Source organism: Salipiger pentaromativorans, assembly GCF_024721115.1.
GTDB lineage: Bacteria > Pseudomonadota > Alphaproteobacteria > Rhodobacterales > Rhodobacteraceae > Salipiger > Salipiger pentaromativorans.
Map to the genome: position 1 here is coordinate 255,011 of NZ_JAMDHK010000001.1, position 15,613 is coordinate 270,623.

The following is a 15,613-nucleotide window of genomic DNA, read 5'->3' on the forward strand; positions in this document are numbered from 1 at the left end:
CCTCAAGGAAAACACCAAGGAAAACGCCGCCCCAAAAACACGAAGACCTGTGCGCCCAGGGGATTGGCGCACAGGTCCGTTCGGTCCGTGAGTGCCCGGAGCAGGGAGCCCGGAAACGTCGCGACGTGACAAGCACGCCGTAACCTCACGCTAGCACAACCCAAACGGGTATGTCTATCGCCAGAAATGCGTAGGAAGAGAGATTCTTCAAGAATTTCCGAAAAGATCCCAATATTGTGGCAAAGCCGGAAACAGCCCTTCCGGAAGCCCGCTGCCCGAGGCCCCCTGCCCCCCGCCGCATGTCACCGCAAATAGCTGCCGCCGTTCACATCCAGCGTCGCCCCGTTGAGCGAAACTTGCGCGTCGCGCAAGGTAAAGGCGACAAGATCGGCCAGCTCTTCCGGCGTCACCATCTCGCCCGTCGGGATGTCACCGACCGCCGCCGCGCGCCCGTGCGCCGCGACAAAGCTCTCGGCCATCTCGGTCCGGACAAAGCCCGGCGCGATGGCCACCGCCGTCACCCCGTCCTTGCCGAAATTCCGCGCGATGGATTTCGTCAGATTGATCAGCCCGGCCTTGGACGCCCCGTAGGGCATGTGATCCTCGGTATAGCCGCGCTGCCCGGCACGGCTGGCGATATTGACGATCCGCCCGCCGCCCGCGTCCCGGAAATGCCGGATCGCGAGACGGCACAAATCCGCCGGCGCCAGCAGGTTGACCCGCAGGTCGCTGTCCCAGGCGCTTTGCCAAAGCGCCAGATCGTCCCCGACCCGGGCCAGCCCCCGCACCCCGGCATTGTTGACCAGCGCATGAATCCGCCCGCAGCGCGCAACCGCCTCCTGCCAGAGCGCCGTCGCCCCCTCGGGCACCGAAAGATCCGCCTGCACCGGCGTGCCCGCGCCGCCGATCTCGGACAGCAGCGCCTCGGCGGCGGCGGCATTGCGCGCATAATGGATCACCGGCATCCCGCCCAGCGCCGCGATCCGGCGCACGATCGCACCGCCGATGCCCCCCGACGCGCCGGTGACCAGCACCGTCTTCCCCTCCAGAGAGATCCCCGCGCGTTCCGGGCTCATCGTGTCACTCCCGCCGGGGCCGCGTCAGGCTGTGCCTATTTGAAATTGCGGCTGTCCTTGATCTGGTCCCAGGCCCAGACCACTTCCTGCAACTGCTCTTCCTGGCTACGGTCGCCGCCGTTCATATCGGGGTGCAGCACCTTGATCAGCGCCTTGTAGGCCTTGCGCACGTCGGCCTTGCTGGCGCTTTCCCGGACTTCCAGGATCTCGATGGCGCGCTTCTCGGTCGGCGGCAGGCGCCGCCCGCTCGCCTGGCCGTTGCGCCCGGGGTTGCGCGTGGCGTTTTCGCCCAGCACCTGATGCGGGTCCTCGATGCCCAGCCGCGCCCAGGCGCGGGCCTCGGGGTCGCGGTAATCCTTGGTCTTGCGCTCCCAGACCTTGTCCTCGGTCAATTGCGCATTCATCTCGGCTTCGGTCTTGCCGTGGAAGAAGTTCCACTGGTTGTTGTATTCGCGCACGTGGTCCTTGCAGAACCAGAAATACTCGTCGAGCACATCCGGCGCCTTGGGCGCCCGGAATTTGCCCGGTTCCTCGCATCCGTCATGATCGCAGATGCGGGTTGATGTCTCCTGTTCGCCGGACATGCCGCGTCGTCCGCGCGGATTCTTCTTCTTCGAAGACTTCACCGACATATCGAAACCGAAGGGGTCATCTCTGCTCATGGTCTCACCTTTTCGACTCGGACGAGGGAGTTTAGACAATCCTCAGTCAGTTTGAAGAGGGCAGGAGGCGAAATTTGTCACGCTCGGCGGAAATCGAGACACGGCTGCGCGAGGCCTTTGCGCCGACCGAGCTGGTTGTGCGCAACGACAGCGACCGGCATGCGGGCCATGCCGGTCATGACGGCAGCGGAGAGAGCCATTTTCATGTGCATCTCCGCACGGCGGCCTTTGCCGGCAAAAGCCGCATCGCGCGGCACCGCGCGGTTCACGCGGCGCTCGGTCCCGAGCTGGTGAGCGCGATCCACGCGCTGTCGCTGGATCTCGGCACCTGATCTCAGGGGCCTTTACGTTGCGGCAAACCGCCCCGCCTTGCGGACGCGGCGCCTGTCGTTGTGCCCAGGAGCAATGGTCACCTGATCGGCGGCTCAGCCGACCTGCCGCCCGTGGCTCCAGACACCCCGGATCACCGGCACCCCGTCGAGATGCGTGACCCGCACCAGATCGGCGAAAAGCCCCTTGGCGATCACCCCGCGATCGTCGAGCCCCGTGGCCCGCGCCGGCGCTGCCGTGACCGTGGCCACCGCGCGCGGCAGGTCGCCCCAGAGATCGGCCAGCTGGAACGCCGCCGTCATCAGCGCCGAGGGCACATAGTCCGACGACAGGATGTCGAGCAGCCCCTTCTCGGCCAGTTCCGCCGCCGCCACATTGCCGGAATGCGAGCCGCCCCGGATCAGGTTCGGCGCCCCCATCATCACCGCGATGCCGTGATCGTGGCAGGCCCGCGCCGCCTCCACCGTCGTCGGGAACTCGGCCAGGCGGATGCCATGCGCCGCGCTCACCGCCACATGCTCGGCCGTGGTATCGTCATGGCTGGCCAGCACCGCGCCCAGCCGCTGCGCCGCCGCCACCGCGCCCGCCTCATGCGCCGCCCCCAGCCGGGCGCGCAGCGCTTTCTGATGCGCCACGTGATCGGCGAATTCGCTTTCCGACAGCCCGTGCTTGCCGCAGACGTAATCCTTCAGCTTCGAAATATCGCGGAACTGCCGCTGCCCCGGCGTATGGTCCATCAGCGACAGGATACCCACCCGGTCGGCCTCTCCGAACTCCGCCAGTTCCTCCAGCAGCGTCTCCGAACAGATCTCGGCGCGCAGATGCAGGAAATGGCTGATCCGCAGCATGCCCCTGGCGCGCGCCTGCATCAGTTCGCTGGCCAGCGCGCGGGCGTATTTGCGGTAATCCGTGCGCCCCTCGACCACCGAACCCGCGCGCATCGCGTCGAACACCGTGGTGATACCCACCGAGGCCAGCTCGCCGTCATGGGCAAGGATCGCCGCCGCATGCGGCCAGTCGACCTTGGGGCGCGGCTGGATATGGCGTTCGAGATTGTCCGTATGCAGCTCGATCAGCCCCGGAATCAGCAGATCGCCGCCGCAATCCACCGCGCCCATGGGCGCCGCGCCCTGATCCACCGATTGGATCCGCCCGTCGCGGATCAGCACAGAGCCCCGGATCACCTCCGTCTCCAGCACGATCCGCGCATTGGCCAGCGCCAGCTCGCCCATGGCCTGCATGTGGCCCACACTCATCTCGCCCATCATCTGCTCTTTGCTCCGTCATCATTCCGTGACATGAGGCGCTTATGCCCGCCCCCATGACCGATTATACCCGTTTCGCGATCTACTACGCGCCCGAGCCGGGCGCGTTTGCCGATTTCTGCGCAAGCTGGCTGGGCTGGGATGCCGCAGCGGGCACCCCGTGCCCGCATCCCGACCTGCCCGGCCTGCCGCTGCCGGTGGCCGAGATCACCGCCACCCCGCGCAAATACGGTTTCCATGGCACGCTGAAGCCGCCCTTCCGCCTCACCGGCACCCGCGCCGCGCTGGAGGCGGATCTGGCGGCCCTCGCCCAGCGCCTCGCCCCGGTCGAGATGCCGGGGCTGACACTCTCGCGGCTCGGCTCGTTCCTGGCGCTCACCCCTCAGGGCGACACCACGGCCTTGGCCGCCCTCGCCGCCGAAACGGTGCGCGCGCTGGATGCCCACCGCGCGCCGCCCTCCGAGGCCGAGCTGGAGCGCCGCCGCAAGGCGCGGCTCTCGCCCGCGCAGGAAGAGAACCTCGCGCGCTGGGGCTACCCTTACGTGATGGAGGAATTCCGCTTCCACCTCACCCTGTCGGGCCGGCTTTCGCCCGAGGATGCCACGCAGACCGCCGACGTTCTGGAGCCCGCCCTCGCACCGCTGCTGCCGCGCCCCTTCCGGGTCGCGTCGCTGGTGCTCTTCGGCGAGGCGCCGGACGGGCGCTTCCACATCCTGCACCGCTACGCCCTCGCCGGCTGAAGCAGCGCCACAAGCCGCATCACCGCCGCCTCCAGCGCGCCGGAATTGTCGATCTCATGCACCGTCAGCCCCTCGGGCAGCGACGCGCCGGCCCGTGCCAGCCGCCGCGCAATCTCCTCCGCGCTCTCCCGGCCCCGCCCGGCAAGCCGCTCGGCCAGCACCTCGGGCCGGGCGGTGACATGCAGCACCTGCATGCCGGGAAACCGCGCCGCCGCCTGGGTCAGCACGCCCCGCGACAGGTTGCACAACACCGGGTGGCCCTGCGCCAGCGCGCGTTCCACCGCCACGGGCACGCCATAGCGCAGCCCGTGCGCGGCCCAGTGCAGGGCAAACGCACCCGCCGCCAGCCGCCTGTCGAACACTTCGTCACTGACGCCCTCGAACTCCTCGCCCCCGGCACTGGCGGGCCGGGTGATCACACGGCGCGCCAGATGCAGCCCCGGCAGCCGCGCCGCAGCCGCCTCCATGAGCGTATCCTTGCCCACGCCCGAGGGGCCGACAACAGCGTAGAACCGCCCGCTCACGCGACCCGCTCCGGCGTGAAGGCGCTCACATCCACCTCGCGGTCGCAGACCCGCGCCCGCGCCTCCGCATCGTGAAAGATCCCCACGATGGCCGCGCCGCGCGCCTTGGCCTCGAGGATCAGCTCCAGCACCACGCCCCGGTTGGTGGCATCGAGGCTGGCGGTGGGCTCGTCCAGCAGCATCGCCGGAAACAGATGCGCAAAGCCGCGCGCGATGTTGACCCGCTGCTGCTCGCCGCCCGAAAAGGTCGTGGGCGACAGCGGCCAGAGCCGCTCCGGCACATTCAGCCGCGCCAACAGCTCTTTCGCCCGCGCCTGCGCCGCCTCCTGCGTGCCGCCCGCCGCCAGCACCGGCTCGGCCACCACATCGAGCGTCGGCACCCGCGGCACCACCCGCAGGAACTGGCTCACATAGCCCAGCACCTCGCGGCGCATGGTCAGGATGTCGCGCGGCGCGGCGCGGGCCACATCCACCTCCCCCACCCGGATCGACCCGGCCCCGGCAAGGTAATTGCCGTAGATCATCCGCATCAGCGTGGATTTCCCCGCACCGGAATTGCCCACCAGCGCCACGCATTCGCCGGGCGCCACCGAGAGCGCCGCCCCCGCCATCACCGGGATCACCGCGCCGCCCTGATTGTGCAGCACAAAGCTCTTGGAGACACCGCTCAGCTCGATCATGATCTTCTTCTCTTTCCAAATACGCAAAAAAGATCCCGCCGCCGTCGCGACGGCCGGGAGCGCACGCCCTCAGACCTGCAGCACGCTCGACACCAGCAACTGGGTATAGCCGTGCTGCGGATCGTCCAGCACCTGATCGGTGAGCCCCGTCTCCACCACGCGGCCGCCCTTCATCACCATCAGCCGGTCGGCGAGCAGCCGCACCACCGCCAGATCGTGGGTGACGATGATGGCGCTCAGCCCCATCTCGCGCACCAGCCCGCGCAACAGATCCAGCAGCCGCGCCTGCACCGAGACATCGAGCCCGCCGGTGGGTTCGTCCATGAAGACGAGCCTCGGACCGGTCACGAGATTGCGCGCGATCTGCAAGCGCTGCTGCATGCCGCCGGAAAAGGCGCGCGGGCGGTCGTCCACCCGGTCGGGAGCGATCTCCACCCGGCCCAGCCAGTCCACCGCCTGCTCCCGGATCTGCCCGTAATGCCGGGCGCCCACGGCCATCAGCCGCTCGCCGACATTGGCGCCCGCGCTCACCCCCATGCGCAGCCCGTCGCGCGGGTTCTGATGCACGAAGGCCCAGTCGGTGCGCCCGAGCATCCGCCGCGCGGGTTCGGACATGGTCAGCACATCCTGCGGCCCCTCGGCGCGGGTGTCGAAGATCACTTGGCCCTCATCCGGCGCCAGATGCCCGGCCAGACAGCTCAGCAGCGTCGATTTGCCCGAGCCGCTCTCGCCCACGATCCCCATCACCTCACCGGGCCAGAGATCGAAGCTCACGTCGCCGCAGCCCAGCCGCGCGCCATAGCGTTTGGTGACACCTTTCACCTGCAACAGCGGTGTCATGCCAGTTCCTCCGCAAGATCCTCGCCCGCAAGCCGCCCGCGATGGCCCTCGGCCCGCCGCGTGGCGCAGAAATCCGTGTCCGAACAGACAAACATCCGCCCGCCGTCATCATCCACGATGACCTCGTCGAGATAGCTCGTCCCGCAACCGCAAAGATCGCAGGGATGATCGGCCTTGCTAGCCTCGAAAGGGTAATCCTCGAAATCGAGGCTCACCACCTGCGTATAGGGCGGGATCGCATAGATCCGCTGTTCCCGCCCGGCGCCGAAGAGCTGGATCGCGGCGCTTTCCAGCCTGGGGTTGTCGAATTTCGGGATCGGCGACGGGTCCATCACATAGCGCCCCTCGACCTTGACCGGATAGGCATAGGCGGTGGAAATCTCGCCGTTATGGGCGATGTCCTCATAGAGCTTCACATGCATGAGCCCGTATTCTTCGAGCGCGTGCATCTTGCGGGTCTCGGTCTCGCGCGGTTCCAGAAAGCGCAGCGGTTCCGGGATCGGCACCTGATAGACGAGGATCTGCCCCTCGGTGAGCGGAGCCTCGGGGATGCGGTGGCGGGTCTGGATGACACTGGCCTCCGCCGTATGCTCGGTCACCGCCACCTGCGCGGTGCGCTGAAAGAACTTGCGGATCGAGACCGCGTTGGTGGTGTCGTCGGCGCCCTGGTCGATGACCTTGAGCGTATCCGCAGGGGTCAGGCAGGCGGCGGTCACCTGCACGCCGCCGGTGCCCCAGCCATAGGGCATGGGCATCTCGCGGCTGGCAAAGGGCACCTGATAGCCGGGGATCGCGACGCCCTTGAGGATCGCGCGGCGGATCATCCGCTTGGTCTGCTCGTCGAGATAGGCGAAATTATAGGCTGTCTCAGTCATCGCTCAGCGCCTCTTCGATGGTTGTCAGCGCGCCCGCGAAATCGGCGCAGACCGCCTCTTCGGCGAGCCACAGCACGCGCCAGCCGCGGGCCCGCAGCCCGGTATGCATCTCCTGCGCCTCGGCGCGCACGGTCGCGCTGTCGAAAAGCACCACCGCCAGCCGCGCCTTTGCGCAGATGAAGGGCAACAGCCACGGCCCCACCGGCGCCTGGCGCCGGAACTTCGCACCGCCCAGCTGCCGCCGGCGCAGCGCCTGCCAGAGCCGCGCCTCCGCCGGTGTCGGCACCTGCCGCAGGATCCGCGCGTCGTAGGTCTGGAAAAAGCTCTGCCGCATACCCAAGCTTCCGCTGCCGTTCTCCGTCCCCCTCCCAAACCCTCCCCCGATCCGGGGGAGGGCCTGATGAAAGGCGATGCCACATGCTGCGGGCGCCATGGTTAATGCCAGGTTGCCAAGCCTCCCTCCCCCTGCAAGGGGGAGGGCTGGGGAGGGGGATGAGGACAGCCCGGTCATTCCGCCGCCTCCCGCATCTCGTCTCCCGCGGCCGCCCGCATCCGGCGCACAAGCTCAAGCTCGGACTGGAAATCCACGTAATGCGGCAGCTTGATATGTTCGAGAAAGCCGCTCGCCTGGATATTGTCCGCATGCGCCAGCACAAACTCCTCGTCCTGCGCCGGCGCGCCCAGATTGTCCTCGCCCAGCTCCTGCCAGCGCAGCGCCCGGTCGACCAGCGCCATGGAGATCGCCTTGCGCTCGGTCTGCCCGAAGACCAGCCCGTAGCCGCGGGTGAACTGCGGCGGCTCGGTCTTCGAGCCGGCGAACTGGTTCACCGTCTCGCATTCGGTCAGCACCAGCTCACCGATGCAGATGTCGAAGCCCAGCTCGGGCACCTCCATCTCCACTTCCACCGCGCCGATGCGCAGCTCGCCCACAAACGGGTGGTTGCGCCCGTAACCGCGCTGGGTGGAATAGGCCATGCCCAGCACGAACCCCTCGTCGCCGCGCGTCAGCGCCTGCAAGCGCAGCGCCCGGTTCGCCGGGTATTCCATCGGCTGCCGCGTCATATCCGGCGGCGTCTCATCGCCTGCCAACTCGTCCTGGATCAGCCCGTCCCGGTTCAGAAACTCGGTGATCCGCGGCATCGGCGCCTCGGCAGGCGCGCCCACCGGCGCCTCCGGCAGCGCTCCGTCGGCGGCCAGTTTGAAATCCAGCAGCCGGTGCGTGTAATCGAAGGTCGGTCCCAGCACCTGGCCGCCCGGCGCATCCTTGAAGGTCGCGCTGATGCGGCGGTCGCAGCGCATCGCGCCGGTGTCCACGGGATGCGAATGACCGATGCGCGGCAGCGTCGTGCGATAGGCGCGGATCAGGAAAATCGCCTCGATCAGATCGCCCCGCGCCTGCTTGATCGCCAGCGCCGCCAGATCCGGATCGTAAAGCGAGCCCTCGGCCATCACCCGGTTCACCGCGAGGCTCATCTGCTCGCGGATCTGGTCGAGCCCCAGCTCGGCCACCGCCCTGTCGCCGCGCCGCTCCTCGGCCAGCCACTCATGCGCCGCGTCGATGGCGCGCTCACCGCCCTTTACCGCCACATACATCAGAGCGCCTCCACGATGGTTGTGCGCGGCAGCGCCGCGATCCGGTCGCCCGCCGCAAGGAAACAGTCCCAGCCCAGCGGGAACAGCGCCCGGTTGGCGCGGAACGCATCGATCTCGGGCAGCGACAGAAACGCCGCCTCGCGGATTCCCGGCCCGGTCAGCCGCGCGCCCGCCGCCTCCAGGTCCGGCAACTCGGCGATCAGCGTCACCGAGCGGTCGGGATAGTCCGGCGTGCCGATGCGGTAGGCGTCGAGCGGCTTCAGAGCGTCCCAGCCGCCCAGCGCAAACATCGCCTCGCCCGGCCCCGCCAGCGGCGCGCCGATGTGGAAGGCCACCCAGTCGCGCACAGCGGCCCCGTCGTGCCCCGGCGCCAGATACAGCGGCGTCTCGCGGTCACAGAGCGTCAGCAGCAGCACCGAGGCCGCCACCGAGACCGGCGCGGGCGCCGCCGCCCCGCTCACCGTGTGAATGGTTCCCGGCCTTGCCATGGCCTCAAGTGCAACGCGAAAGGCGCGCGCCGCCTCCACCGGCGCCTCGGCGAAGCCGCCGGAAAGCACATCGTCCCGCATCACGCCTCTCCCCGCACCATGGTGAAGAAATCCACCTTCGTCGTCGCCGCCCTGGCCGCCCGCGCCCGGCGCGTCTCGGCCTCCGCCGCCTGCAGCGGCGCCAGCACCGCCGCGCGCAACTCCCCGGCCCGGTCGCCCTGCATCAGCGCATCGACCAGCGCCGCGCGCTCCGCATGGGCCTTGTCGCGGCCCTGCACATAGGCATGACCGACCTCGCCGCTCTCCAGCCGCAGCGCGCAGCGGGTGACCGTCATCTCGCCCAGATTGAACGGCGCCCCGGTGCCGCCCATGCGGCCCCGCACCATCACGCCGCCCACCTCGGGCACGCGCAGCCAGTCGAAGCCCGGCATCGCGCCGACAGCCTCAAGACACGCCGCCAGACGCGCCGAGGGCGCCCGGGCCAGCAGCCCCATCCAGCCCTTGCGGGCCTCGTTTCCGACATCCGTCACGCTCATCTGGACAACCTTGCCGACTTGTCTATATTCCTATACAACTAGACAAATCATAGGCCCGACTCGCACCAAAGCGCAAGCGGGCTTGCGTGAAATTTCGATGACAACCCGGCAAGGCAGAGGCAGGCAAAGCAACGTCGGGCGAGGCAGCTTCAGGCAGAGCAGAGGCAAGGCAAAACAGAGATGACCCGCACCCCGATCTGGAAATCCATCGCCGCCGAACTGGAGGGCGAAATCGCCCGCGGCCTCTACCGCGCCGGCGACAAGCTGCCGACCGAGGCCGAGCTTTCGGCCCGTTTCGGCGTCAACCGCCACACCGCCCGCCGCGCGCTGGCCGATCTGGCCGAACGCGGGCTGGTGCACAGCCGCCGGGGCGCCGGCGTGTTCGTGCAGGCCGCGCCGCTCGACTATCCGATCGGCGGGCGGGTGCGCTTTCACCAGAACATCCGCGCCACCGGCCGGTTGCCGGAAAAGCGCGTGCTGCGGGTCGAGATCCGGCCCGCCGACACAACCGAGGCCGAGGCGCTCGCCCTGCCCCCAGGCAGCCCGGTGATCGTCTACGAGGGGCTCTCGCTGGCGGAAGGCGCCGCCATCGCGCATTTCATAAGCTGCTTTCCCGCCGAGCACCTGCCCGGCCTGCCCGACACGCTGCGCGAGGTCTCCTCGGTCACCGAGGCGCTGCGCCGCAACGGCATCGCCGATTACACCCGCGCCCATACGCGGCTCACCGCCGAGGCGGCGAGCCCCACCCAGGCGCTGCACCTGACCACCCGCGAAGGCGCGCCGCTTTTGCGCAGCGAGGGCGTCAATATCGACGCGCATGGCGTGCCGGTGGAATACGGGCTCACCTGGTTCGCGGGCGACCGCGTGGCGCTGACCGTGGCACCCGAGGACGCGGGGTAAACAATCGTCATGCGGGTGACATCTTGCCCCGGTACACCCTGTGGAAAAGTTTGAGCGGTTTACGATGATGACGGCATTGCTTCCCCCCCTGCGCCTGACCGGCGCGACGCTCCTGCGCGGCGGCGAACTGCAAAAGCGGTCGCTGGTGATCGAGGACGGTCTCATTACCAAGGGACCGCTGCCGGAGGTGGATATGTCGGGCTATCTGATCCTGCCCGGCATCATCGACCTGCATGGCGATGCTTTCGAACGCCAGATCGCCCCCCGCCCCAGCGCGCCCTTCCCCATCGAGGCCGGGCTGCGCTCGACCGACCGCGAAGCCGCCTCGCATGGGGTGACCACCGCCTGGCTGGCACAGGGCTGGAGCTGGGAAGGCGGCATGCGCGGGCCGGAATTCGCCGAGGCCGTGATGGCGGCGCTTGCAGCCTACCGGCCCCGGGCGCTCACCGATCTGCGGCTGCAGATTCGCTGCGAGACCCATATGCCCGAAACCCGCGAGCGCCTGCTTGCGGCGGTCCGCCGTTTCGGCGTGGATTATGTGATCTTCAACAACCATCTGCCCGAGACGCTGGCGGCGGTCGAGCGCGCGCCGCTCAAGGTGGCGGGCTGGGCCGAACGCAGCGGGCGCAGCACCGAGGAATTCGTCGCCGAGCTGCGCGCGGCCGAGGCGCGCGGGCGCGAGGTGCCGCGCCATCTCTGCGCCCTGGCCGAAGCCTTCGACACGCTGGATGTGCGCTATGGCAGCCATGACGATCCCGATGGCGAGACGCGCGAATATTACCGCATCATCGGCGCGCGGATCGCGGAGTTTCCGACCACGGCGGCGGCGGCGAAACTCGCCAAGGCCTGCAACGATCCGGTGCTGATGGGCGCGCCGAACGTGGTGCGGGGCGGCTCGCAATCGGGCAATGTCTCGGCGACGCATCTTGTGGCGCGCGGGCTCTGCGACGCGCTGGTCTCGGATTACCACTACCCCTGTCTGGCGCAGGCCGCCTGGGTGCTGGTCGATCGCGGGCTGCGCACGCTGCCACAGGCCTGGGACATGATCAGCCGGGTGCCCGCCGAGATCATGGGGCTGGCAGACCGGGGCACGCTGGAGCGCGGCAAGCGCGCGGATTTCGTGGTGGTCAACGAGGCCACGCGCGAGATCGAGGCGACGGTCAGCGGCGGACGGCTGGCCTATCTTTCCGGCGAGGCCGGCTCGCGGCTGGTGGGGACGATGCAAAACACGCGGCTGGCGGCGGAGTAACGCCCGACGCGGCCCGTCTCTCCCCCGCTAAAGGCGGGCGAGCAGATCGCGTTTCTTGGCGTCGAACTCTTCCTGGGTCAGCAGACCCGCTTCCAGAAGATCGCCGAGCTTGCGGATCAGCGAAATCACCGCATCCGCATCGGTCTGCGCCTCCTGCGCCGGGGCGGCGGCTGTCTCGGGCGCCTCGGGCATCGGCGCGGCGGGTGCGGGCTGCTCCGCGACGGGCGCCTCAACGGGGGGCGCCACAGGGGCCTCGGCGACCGGCTCCGCTGCGGGCGCGGGCTGCGGTGCCGGTGCGGCGGGCGCCTCTGCCGAGAGATCGGAGAGCTTGCGCAGCGCGCCAAGCTGCACCAGCCCGTGCTGGCTGACGAAGGTCAGCGACTGGTCGCCGCTTTGCTGCTGGGACACGCCGGTGATCCGGTGATCGCCGGTGTCGAACACCTCGATCTTTCCGCCGATGTCGATGGCCAGCCGGTGCGTCTCGGGGAACACGGCATAGCGCAGATTGTTCTGCGCCCCGACCGAGGACGGGCTGCCCAGCTCGGCCGGCCAGGACACCGCGCCATAGGCGCCGCCGGGCAGAAACAGGCTGGTGCCGCTCGATTGCGACTGGCTCTGCGTGCCCGACGTCACGGGCGCCGCGCGAAACAGCCGGTGCTCGGCCAGAAGCCCGGCGAGATCCGAACAAAGCGCATCGACCTTGGCTTTCAGCGCGTTGTTGAACATGTCGCCGACCATCGTCATGCCGCCCTGCGACCATTGCCCCATGCCGCCCAGCTCGGGGTGGTTGAACTGCGCCTGCACGCCCTGCCCCGCGACCAGCGCCACAAGAACGGTTTCCGCCGCGCCGGGCGAAACCCCATGGCGGTCGGCGATCTCGGAAACCAGCTTGGTGCCTTCGGGTGTCAGCGCGGTCATGTCGCGGATCCAGTCGTTATTGGGGGTCTCCAAGGCCCTAGCACGCCAGCGCGACACCCGCCACCCGCAGGGGCGGGTTTCGCACGGCTGGCCGGCAGGTTGCGGAGAATCTGCCCGCCCGCGCGCCAGAGGGCCCGCGCAAGCTCAGCCGTAACGTTCGAGAAACGCCTCGACCGGCATCGTCCGGAAATCGCCCAGCCGCGCCCGCAGAGTGGCGTGGTCCCAGTCCCACCAGGCCAAGGCCATCAGCCGCTCGGCCACCGCCGCCGGAAACCGTTCGCGCAGGGGCACCGCCGGCACCCCCGCGACGATCATGTAAGGCGGCACATCCCTGGTCACCACGGCGCCCGCGCCCACCACCGCGCCGTCGCCGATGGTCACCTCGGGCCGCACCACCGCGCCATGGCCGATCCAGGTGTCATGGCCGATCTGCGCGCGCCGCGACAGGCGGTGCGCAAAAAACGCCTGGTCCCGCTCCGCATCGTCCCAGTAATCGCCCGAGCGATAGAGGAAATGGTGCAGCGAGGGCTGGCCCATCGGGTGATCGGTCGGCCCGATCCGGGTGAAGCTCGCGATATTGGCGAATTTCCCCACCGTCGTGTTGGCGATGTCCGCATAGCGGTCGCAATAGGAATAATCGCCCATCTCCACATGCGCGAGCCGCGAGCCACGCCCGATCTCGACGAAGCGCCCGAGGGAACACTCCGTCAGGTCGCAATCGGGATGCAGGAACGGGTCGTCCCCAAGCCGCGCCATCACGCCCCCGAGATCAGCTTGCGGCGCAGCCAGCCCGAGAGGCTGTCCATCGCCATGACCATGAGCACCACCAGCACGATGTAATAGCTCACCTCTTCCCAGTCCTTCTGGGTGATCATCGCCTGTGTCAGCAAGAGACCGATGCCACCGCCGGTGATCGCGCCGATGATGGTGGCGGAGCGGGTGTTGGATTCGAGATAATAGAAGAGCTGCGAGATCAGCACCGGCGTGATTTGCGGGATCACCCCGAAACGGTAGCGCTGAAGCGGTTTGGCCCCGGTCGAGGAGACGCCCTCGATCTGCTTGCCGTCGACATTCTCCAGCGCCTCGGAGAAGAGCTTGCCGAAGGTGCCGGTGTCGGTCAGCAGGATCGCCAGCGACCCAGTGAGCGGCCCCGGCCCGAAGGCGCGGCTGAGTACGATGGTCCAGATCAGCCCGTCCACCCCGCGCAGGAAGTCGAACACCCGCCGCGTGGCAAAGCGCAGCGCCACCAGCGGCGCGAAGTTCTTGGCCGAGAGGAACGCCAGCGGCAGCGCCACGATGGCCGCGCCGAAGGTGCCGAGGAAGGCCATGAGAATGGTCTCGAACAGCGCCCAGGCCACATCGGCGTGGCGCCACATGTTGTTCTGCCAGAAATCGTGCCAGGCGCCTGCAAGGTTCGACCGTGCCAGGTCGAGCCGGTCGCCGAAGAGGATCTCGGAAAGGCCATGCCCGTGATAGGGGCTCTCCAGCGTGAAGAAGAACAGCTCCCAGCCGGGGAAATAGCGGAACAGTTCGGTCTTGTTGCGGGTGAGCGAGACGCGCCCCGCCTCGGTATGCACCTGAAGCCGCGTGCGCGAGGCGGAAATCCAGTCGGGCACCTCTTCCGGCAGGTTCGAGGTGACGTTGCGCCCGTCGAGATGCGCCACGATCAGACCGAAGCCCGGCACGTCATAGCGGAACCCGCCCGCCGGGTCGAAGACCACCACATGGCCCTCGCCCAGATCGACACGGGTGCCCGCGGCGTCCGGCGTGACCCAGTCGGGCTCGGTGCCCGGCGCATAGGTGCCCTTGCGCTCGCCCTCGATGGCGACGGTCAGTTCGCCCGAGCGGTTGTCCTGCGTGACGTGGGTCTTGTAGCTCCAGGCGTCCGAGACCAGCACGCGGGCATTGTCCATGCGGGCGCGCTCGGCGAGGCCCGGAATGTCGAAGGCGAAGAAAACATAGGCCAGATAGACCAGCACCAGCGCGGGCAGGCCGAAGGAGATCAGCCGCTTGCGGGCAAAGAGCCGGTCGGCGGAGGCGTAGAGCGCGGCGTCGGCCATCAGTGGCCCCCCTTCTTGGCGATCATGGCGTTGCGGATATGCGAGGAGAGCTGGTCGAAGACCACGATGGTCGCAAAGAGCAGGATGAAGATCGCGGCGGCCTCGTCGAACTTGCCCTGCCCCCAGGACATGGCGTTCTTCAGCTCGTAGCCGATGCCCCCCGCGCCGACGAAACCGAGGATGGCCGAGGCGCGGATATTGATCTCGAAGCGCAGCAGCGCGTAGCTGAAATAGTTGGGCGAGACCTGCGGCACGACCCCCAGCCACATGCGCTGGAACCAGGTGGCGCCGACCGATTGCAGCCCCTCGACGGGCTTCAGGTCGGCGTTCTCGTTGACCTCGGAGAAAAGCTTGCCCAGCGCGCCGGCGGTGTGAAAGGCGATGGCGATCATCGCGGGCACCGGCCCGCCGCCGAGGATGAAGATCAGCACCAGCGCGATGACGATCTCGGGCACCGCGCGCATGATGTCCATGGTCCGGCGGAACAGCGGGATGAGTCGCGGCCAGCGGGCGAGCCCGCGGGTCGAGAGCAGCGACAGCACCATGGCCAGCGCCGCGCCGATCAGCGTCGAGACGGCGGCGATGTTGATGGTCTCCACCAGCGCCGGGAAATAGGTCAGCAGATGGCCGGGCAATTGGTCGAGCTTGGGCGCGGTGTCGGCGATCACATCGGCGGGGAAGTCGAAGACATGCGGCAGCCCGCGCCAGAACCCGCCCGCGTTGCGCTCGTCGGCGAGCATGAAGCCCGAGGCCATGAGCGCCACGAAGACCGCCAGCACCAGCCCGCCGTAAAGCCGCTTGCGGGCCATCAGCGCCATGTAATGGGCGCGCGTGTCGAAGGTGGGGTCGGCGTGGGTCATGAGCGGCTCATCAAGCG

19 protein-coding genes are annotated in these 15,613 nt (G+C 68.6%); 4 read left to right on the plus strand and 15 right to left on the minus strand.

The genetic code is table 11. The features are described 5' to 3' along the window. Positions 1–302: 302 nt before the first annotated feature. Together M4578_RS01160 and M4578_RS01165 are read right to left on the minus strand one after the other, a co-directional pair. Positions 303–1,076 carry an SDR family NAD(P)-dependent oxidoreductase gene (locus tag M4578_RS01160; protein WP_258091599.1) on the minus strand — a complete coding sequence of 258 codons (774 nt, stop codon included), beginning with the start codon at positions 1,074–1,076 and terminating at the stop codon, positions 303–305. A 35-nt stretch (positions 1,077–1,111) separates the two neighbouring features. Then, positions 1,112–1,738, minus strand: coding sequence for a J domain-containing protein (locus M4578_RS01165; RefSeq protein ID WP_258091600.1), 627 nt, complete (start codon positions 1,736–1,738; stop codon positions 1,112–1,114). Positions 1,739–1,812: 74 nt separating this feature from the next. Between M4578_RS01165 and M4578_RS01170 the strand changes: the two genes are divergently transcribed. Beyond that, entirely contained in the window at positions 1,813–2,070 is a 258-nt protein-coding gene (locus tag M4578_RS01170; protein ID WP_258091601.1) for a BolA family protein, read from the plus strand. A gap of 93 nt (positions 2,071–2,163) precedes the next feature. Here M4578_RS01170 and M4578_RS01175 read toward each other — a convergent pair whose 3' ends face one another. After that, positions 2,164–3,333: an alpha-D-ribose 1-methylphosphonate 5-triphosphate diphosphatase gene (locus tag M4578_RS01175; RefSeq protein ID WP_258091602.1), complete on the minus strand. Its 1,170-nt coding sequence runs from the start codon at positions 3,331–3,333 to the stop codon at positions 2,164–2,166. A gap of 44 nt (positions 3,334–3,377) precedes the next feature. On the opposite strand from M4578_RS01175, the gene M4578_RS01180 reads away from it, so the two are divergent. Continuing rightward, positions 3,378–4,073 (plus strand): DUF1045 domain-containing protein, encoded by a 696-nt coding sequence (locus M4578_RS01180; protein WP_258091603.1) that lies wholly within the window; start codon positions 3,378–3,380, stop codon positions 4,071–4,073. Here M4578_RS01180 and phnN read toward each other — a convergent pair. From phnN to phnG, 8 genes are all read right to left on the minus strand, one after another. Then, positions 4,055–4,597, minus strand: a complete 543-nt coding sequence (phnN, locus tag M4578_RS01185) for a phosphonate metabolism protein/1,5-bisphosphokinase (PRPP-forming) PhnN (RefSeq protein WP_258091604.1) — start codon at positions 4,595–4,597, stop codon at positions 4,055–4,057. The two genes, M4578_RS01180 and phnN, sit on opposite strands and share 19 nt — an antisense overlap. Next, positions 4,594–5,277: a phosphonate C-P lyase system protein PhnL gene (gene phnL, locus M4578_RS01190; protein WP_258091605.1), complete on the minus strand. Its 684-nt coding sequence runs from the start codon at positions 5,275–5,277 to the stop codon at positions 4,594–4,596. The genes phnN and phnL overlap by 4 nt, the downstream gene beginning before the upstream one ends. Before the next feature lie 69 nt (positions 5,278–5,346). Further along, positions 5,347–6,117 carry a phosphonate C-P lyase system protein PhnK gene (phnK, locus tag M4578_RS01195; RefSeq protein ID WP_258091606.1) on the minus strand — a complete coding sequence of 257 codons (771 nt, stop codon included), beginning with the start codon at positions 6,115–6,117 and terminating at the stop codon, positions 5,347–5,349. Next, the gene (locus tag M4578_RS01200; RefSeq protein WP_258091607.1) at positions 6,114–6,992 is read right to left on the minus strand and encodes an alpha-D-ribose 1-methylphosphonate 5-phosphate C-P-lyase PhnJ; all 879 of its coding nucleotides are present in this window, start codon (positions 6,990–6,992) and stop codon (positions 6,114–6,116) included. The genes phnK and M4578_RS01200 overlap by 4 nt, the downstream gene beginning before the upstream one ends. Next, positions 6,985–7,326 carry an endonuclease domain-containing protein gene (locus M4578_RS01205; protein ID WP_258091608.1) on the minus strand — a complete coding sequence of 114 codons (342 nt, stop codon included), beginning with the start codon at positions 7,324–7,326 and terminating at the stop codon, positions 6,985–6,987. The genes M4578_RS01200 and M4578_RS01205 overlap by 8 nt, the downstream gene beginning before the upstream one ends. A 173-nt stretch (positions 7,327–7,499) precedes the next feature. Beyond that, positions 7,500–8,585, minus strand: a complete 1,086-nt coding sequence (locus tag M4578_RS01210; RefSeq protein ID WP_258091609.1) for a carbon-phosphorus lyase complex subunit — start codon at positions 8,583–8,585, stop codon at positions 7,500–7,502. Further along, complete coding sequence (gene phnH, locus M4578_RS01215) at positions 8,585–9,154, minus strand: phosphonate C-P lyase system protein PhnH (protein WP_258091610.1); 570 nt, start codon at positions 9,152–9,154, stop codon at positions 8,585–8,587. Before phnH ends, M4578_RS01210 begins: the two co-directional genes overlap by 1 nt. Continuing rightward, positions 9,154–9,609, minus strand: a complete 456-nt coding sequence (gene phnG / locus M4578_RS01220; protein WP_258091611.1) for a phosphonate C-P lyase system protein PhnG — start codon at positions 9,607–9,609, stop codon at positions 9,154–9,156. Before phnG ends, phnH begins: the two co-directional genes overlap by 1 nt. Before the next feature lie 180 nt (positions 9,610–9,789). Here phnG and phnF point away from each other — a divergent pair, with 180 nt between their 5' ends. Together phnF and M4578_RS01230 are read left to right on the plus strand one after the other, a co-directional pair. Then, on the plus strand, positions 9,790–10,509 hold the full coding sequence (gene phnF, locus M4578_RS01225) for a phosphonate metabolism transcriptional regulator PhnF (protein ID WP_258091612.1): 720 nt from the start codon (positions 9,790–9,792) through the stop codon (positions 10,507–10,509). Positions 10,510–10,576: 67 nt separating this feature from the next. Then, positions 10,577–11,758 (plus strand): alpha-D-ribose 1-methylphosphonate 5-triphosphate diphosphatase, encoded by a 1,182-nt coding sequence (locus M4578_RS01230; RefSeq protein ID WP_258091962.1) that lies wholly within the window; start codon positions 10,577–10,579, stop codon positions 11,756–11,758. Between the two features lie 27 nt (positions 11,759–11,785). Here the strand turns inward: M4578_RS01230 and M4578_RS01235 are convergent, their stop codons facing one another. The 4 genes from M4578_RS01235 to phnE (M4578_RS01250) form a co-directional block, all read right to left on the minus strand. Beyond that, positions 11,786–12,676: an SHOCT domain-containing protein gene (locus tag M4578_RS01235; RefSeq protein ID WP_258091613.1), complete on the minus strand. Its 891-nt coding sequence runs from the start codon at positions 12,674–12,676 to the stop codon at positions 11,786–11,788. Positions 12,677–12,820: 144 nt separating this feature from the next. Further along, positions 12,821–13,432 carry a DapH/DapD/GlmU-related protein gene (locus M4578_RS01240; RefSeq protein WP_258091614.1) on the minus strand — a complete coding sequence of 204 codons (612 nt, stop codon included), beginning with the start codon at positions 13,430–13,432 and terminating at the stop codon, positions 12,821–12,823. After that, the gene (gene phnE, locus M4578_RS01245; protein ID WP_258091615.1) at positions 13,432–14,736 is read right to left on the minus strand and encodes a phosphonate ABC transporter, permease protein PhnE; all 1,305 of its coding nucleotides are present in this window, start codon (positions 14,734–14,736) and stop codon (positions 13,432–13,434) included. Before phnE (M4578_RS01245) ends, M4578_RS01240 begins: the two co-directional genes overlap by 1 nt. Then, on the minus strand, positions 14,736–15,596 hold the full coding sequence (gene phnE / locus M4578_RS01250; protein WP_258091616.1) for a phosphonate ABC transporter, permease protein PhnE: 861 nt from the start codon (positions 15,594–15,596) through the stop codon (positions 14,736–14,738). The genes phnE (M4578_RS01245) and phnE (M4578_RS01250) overlap by 1 nt, the downstream gene beginning before the upstream one ends. Positions 15,597–15,613: the final 17 nt, after the last annotated feature.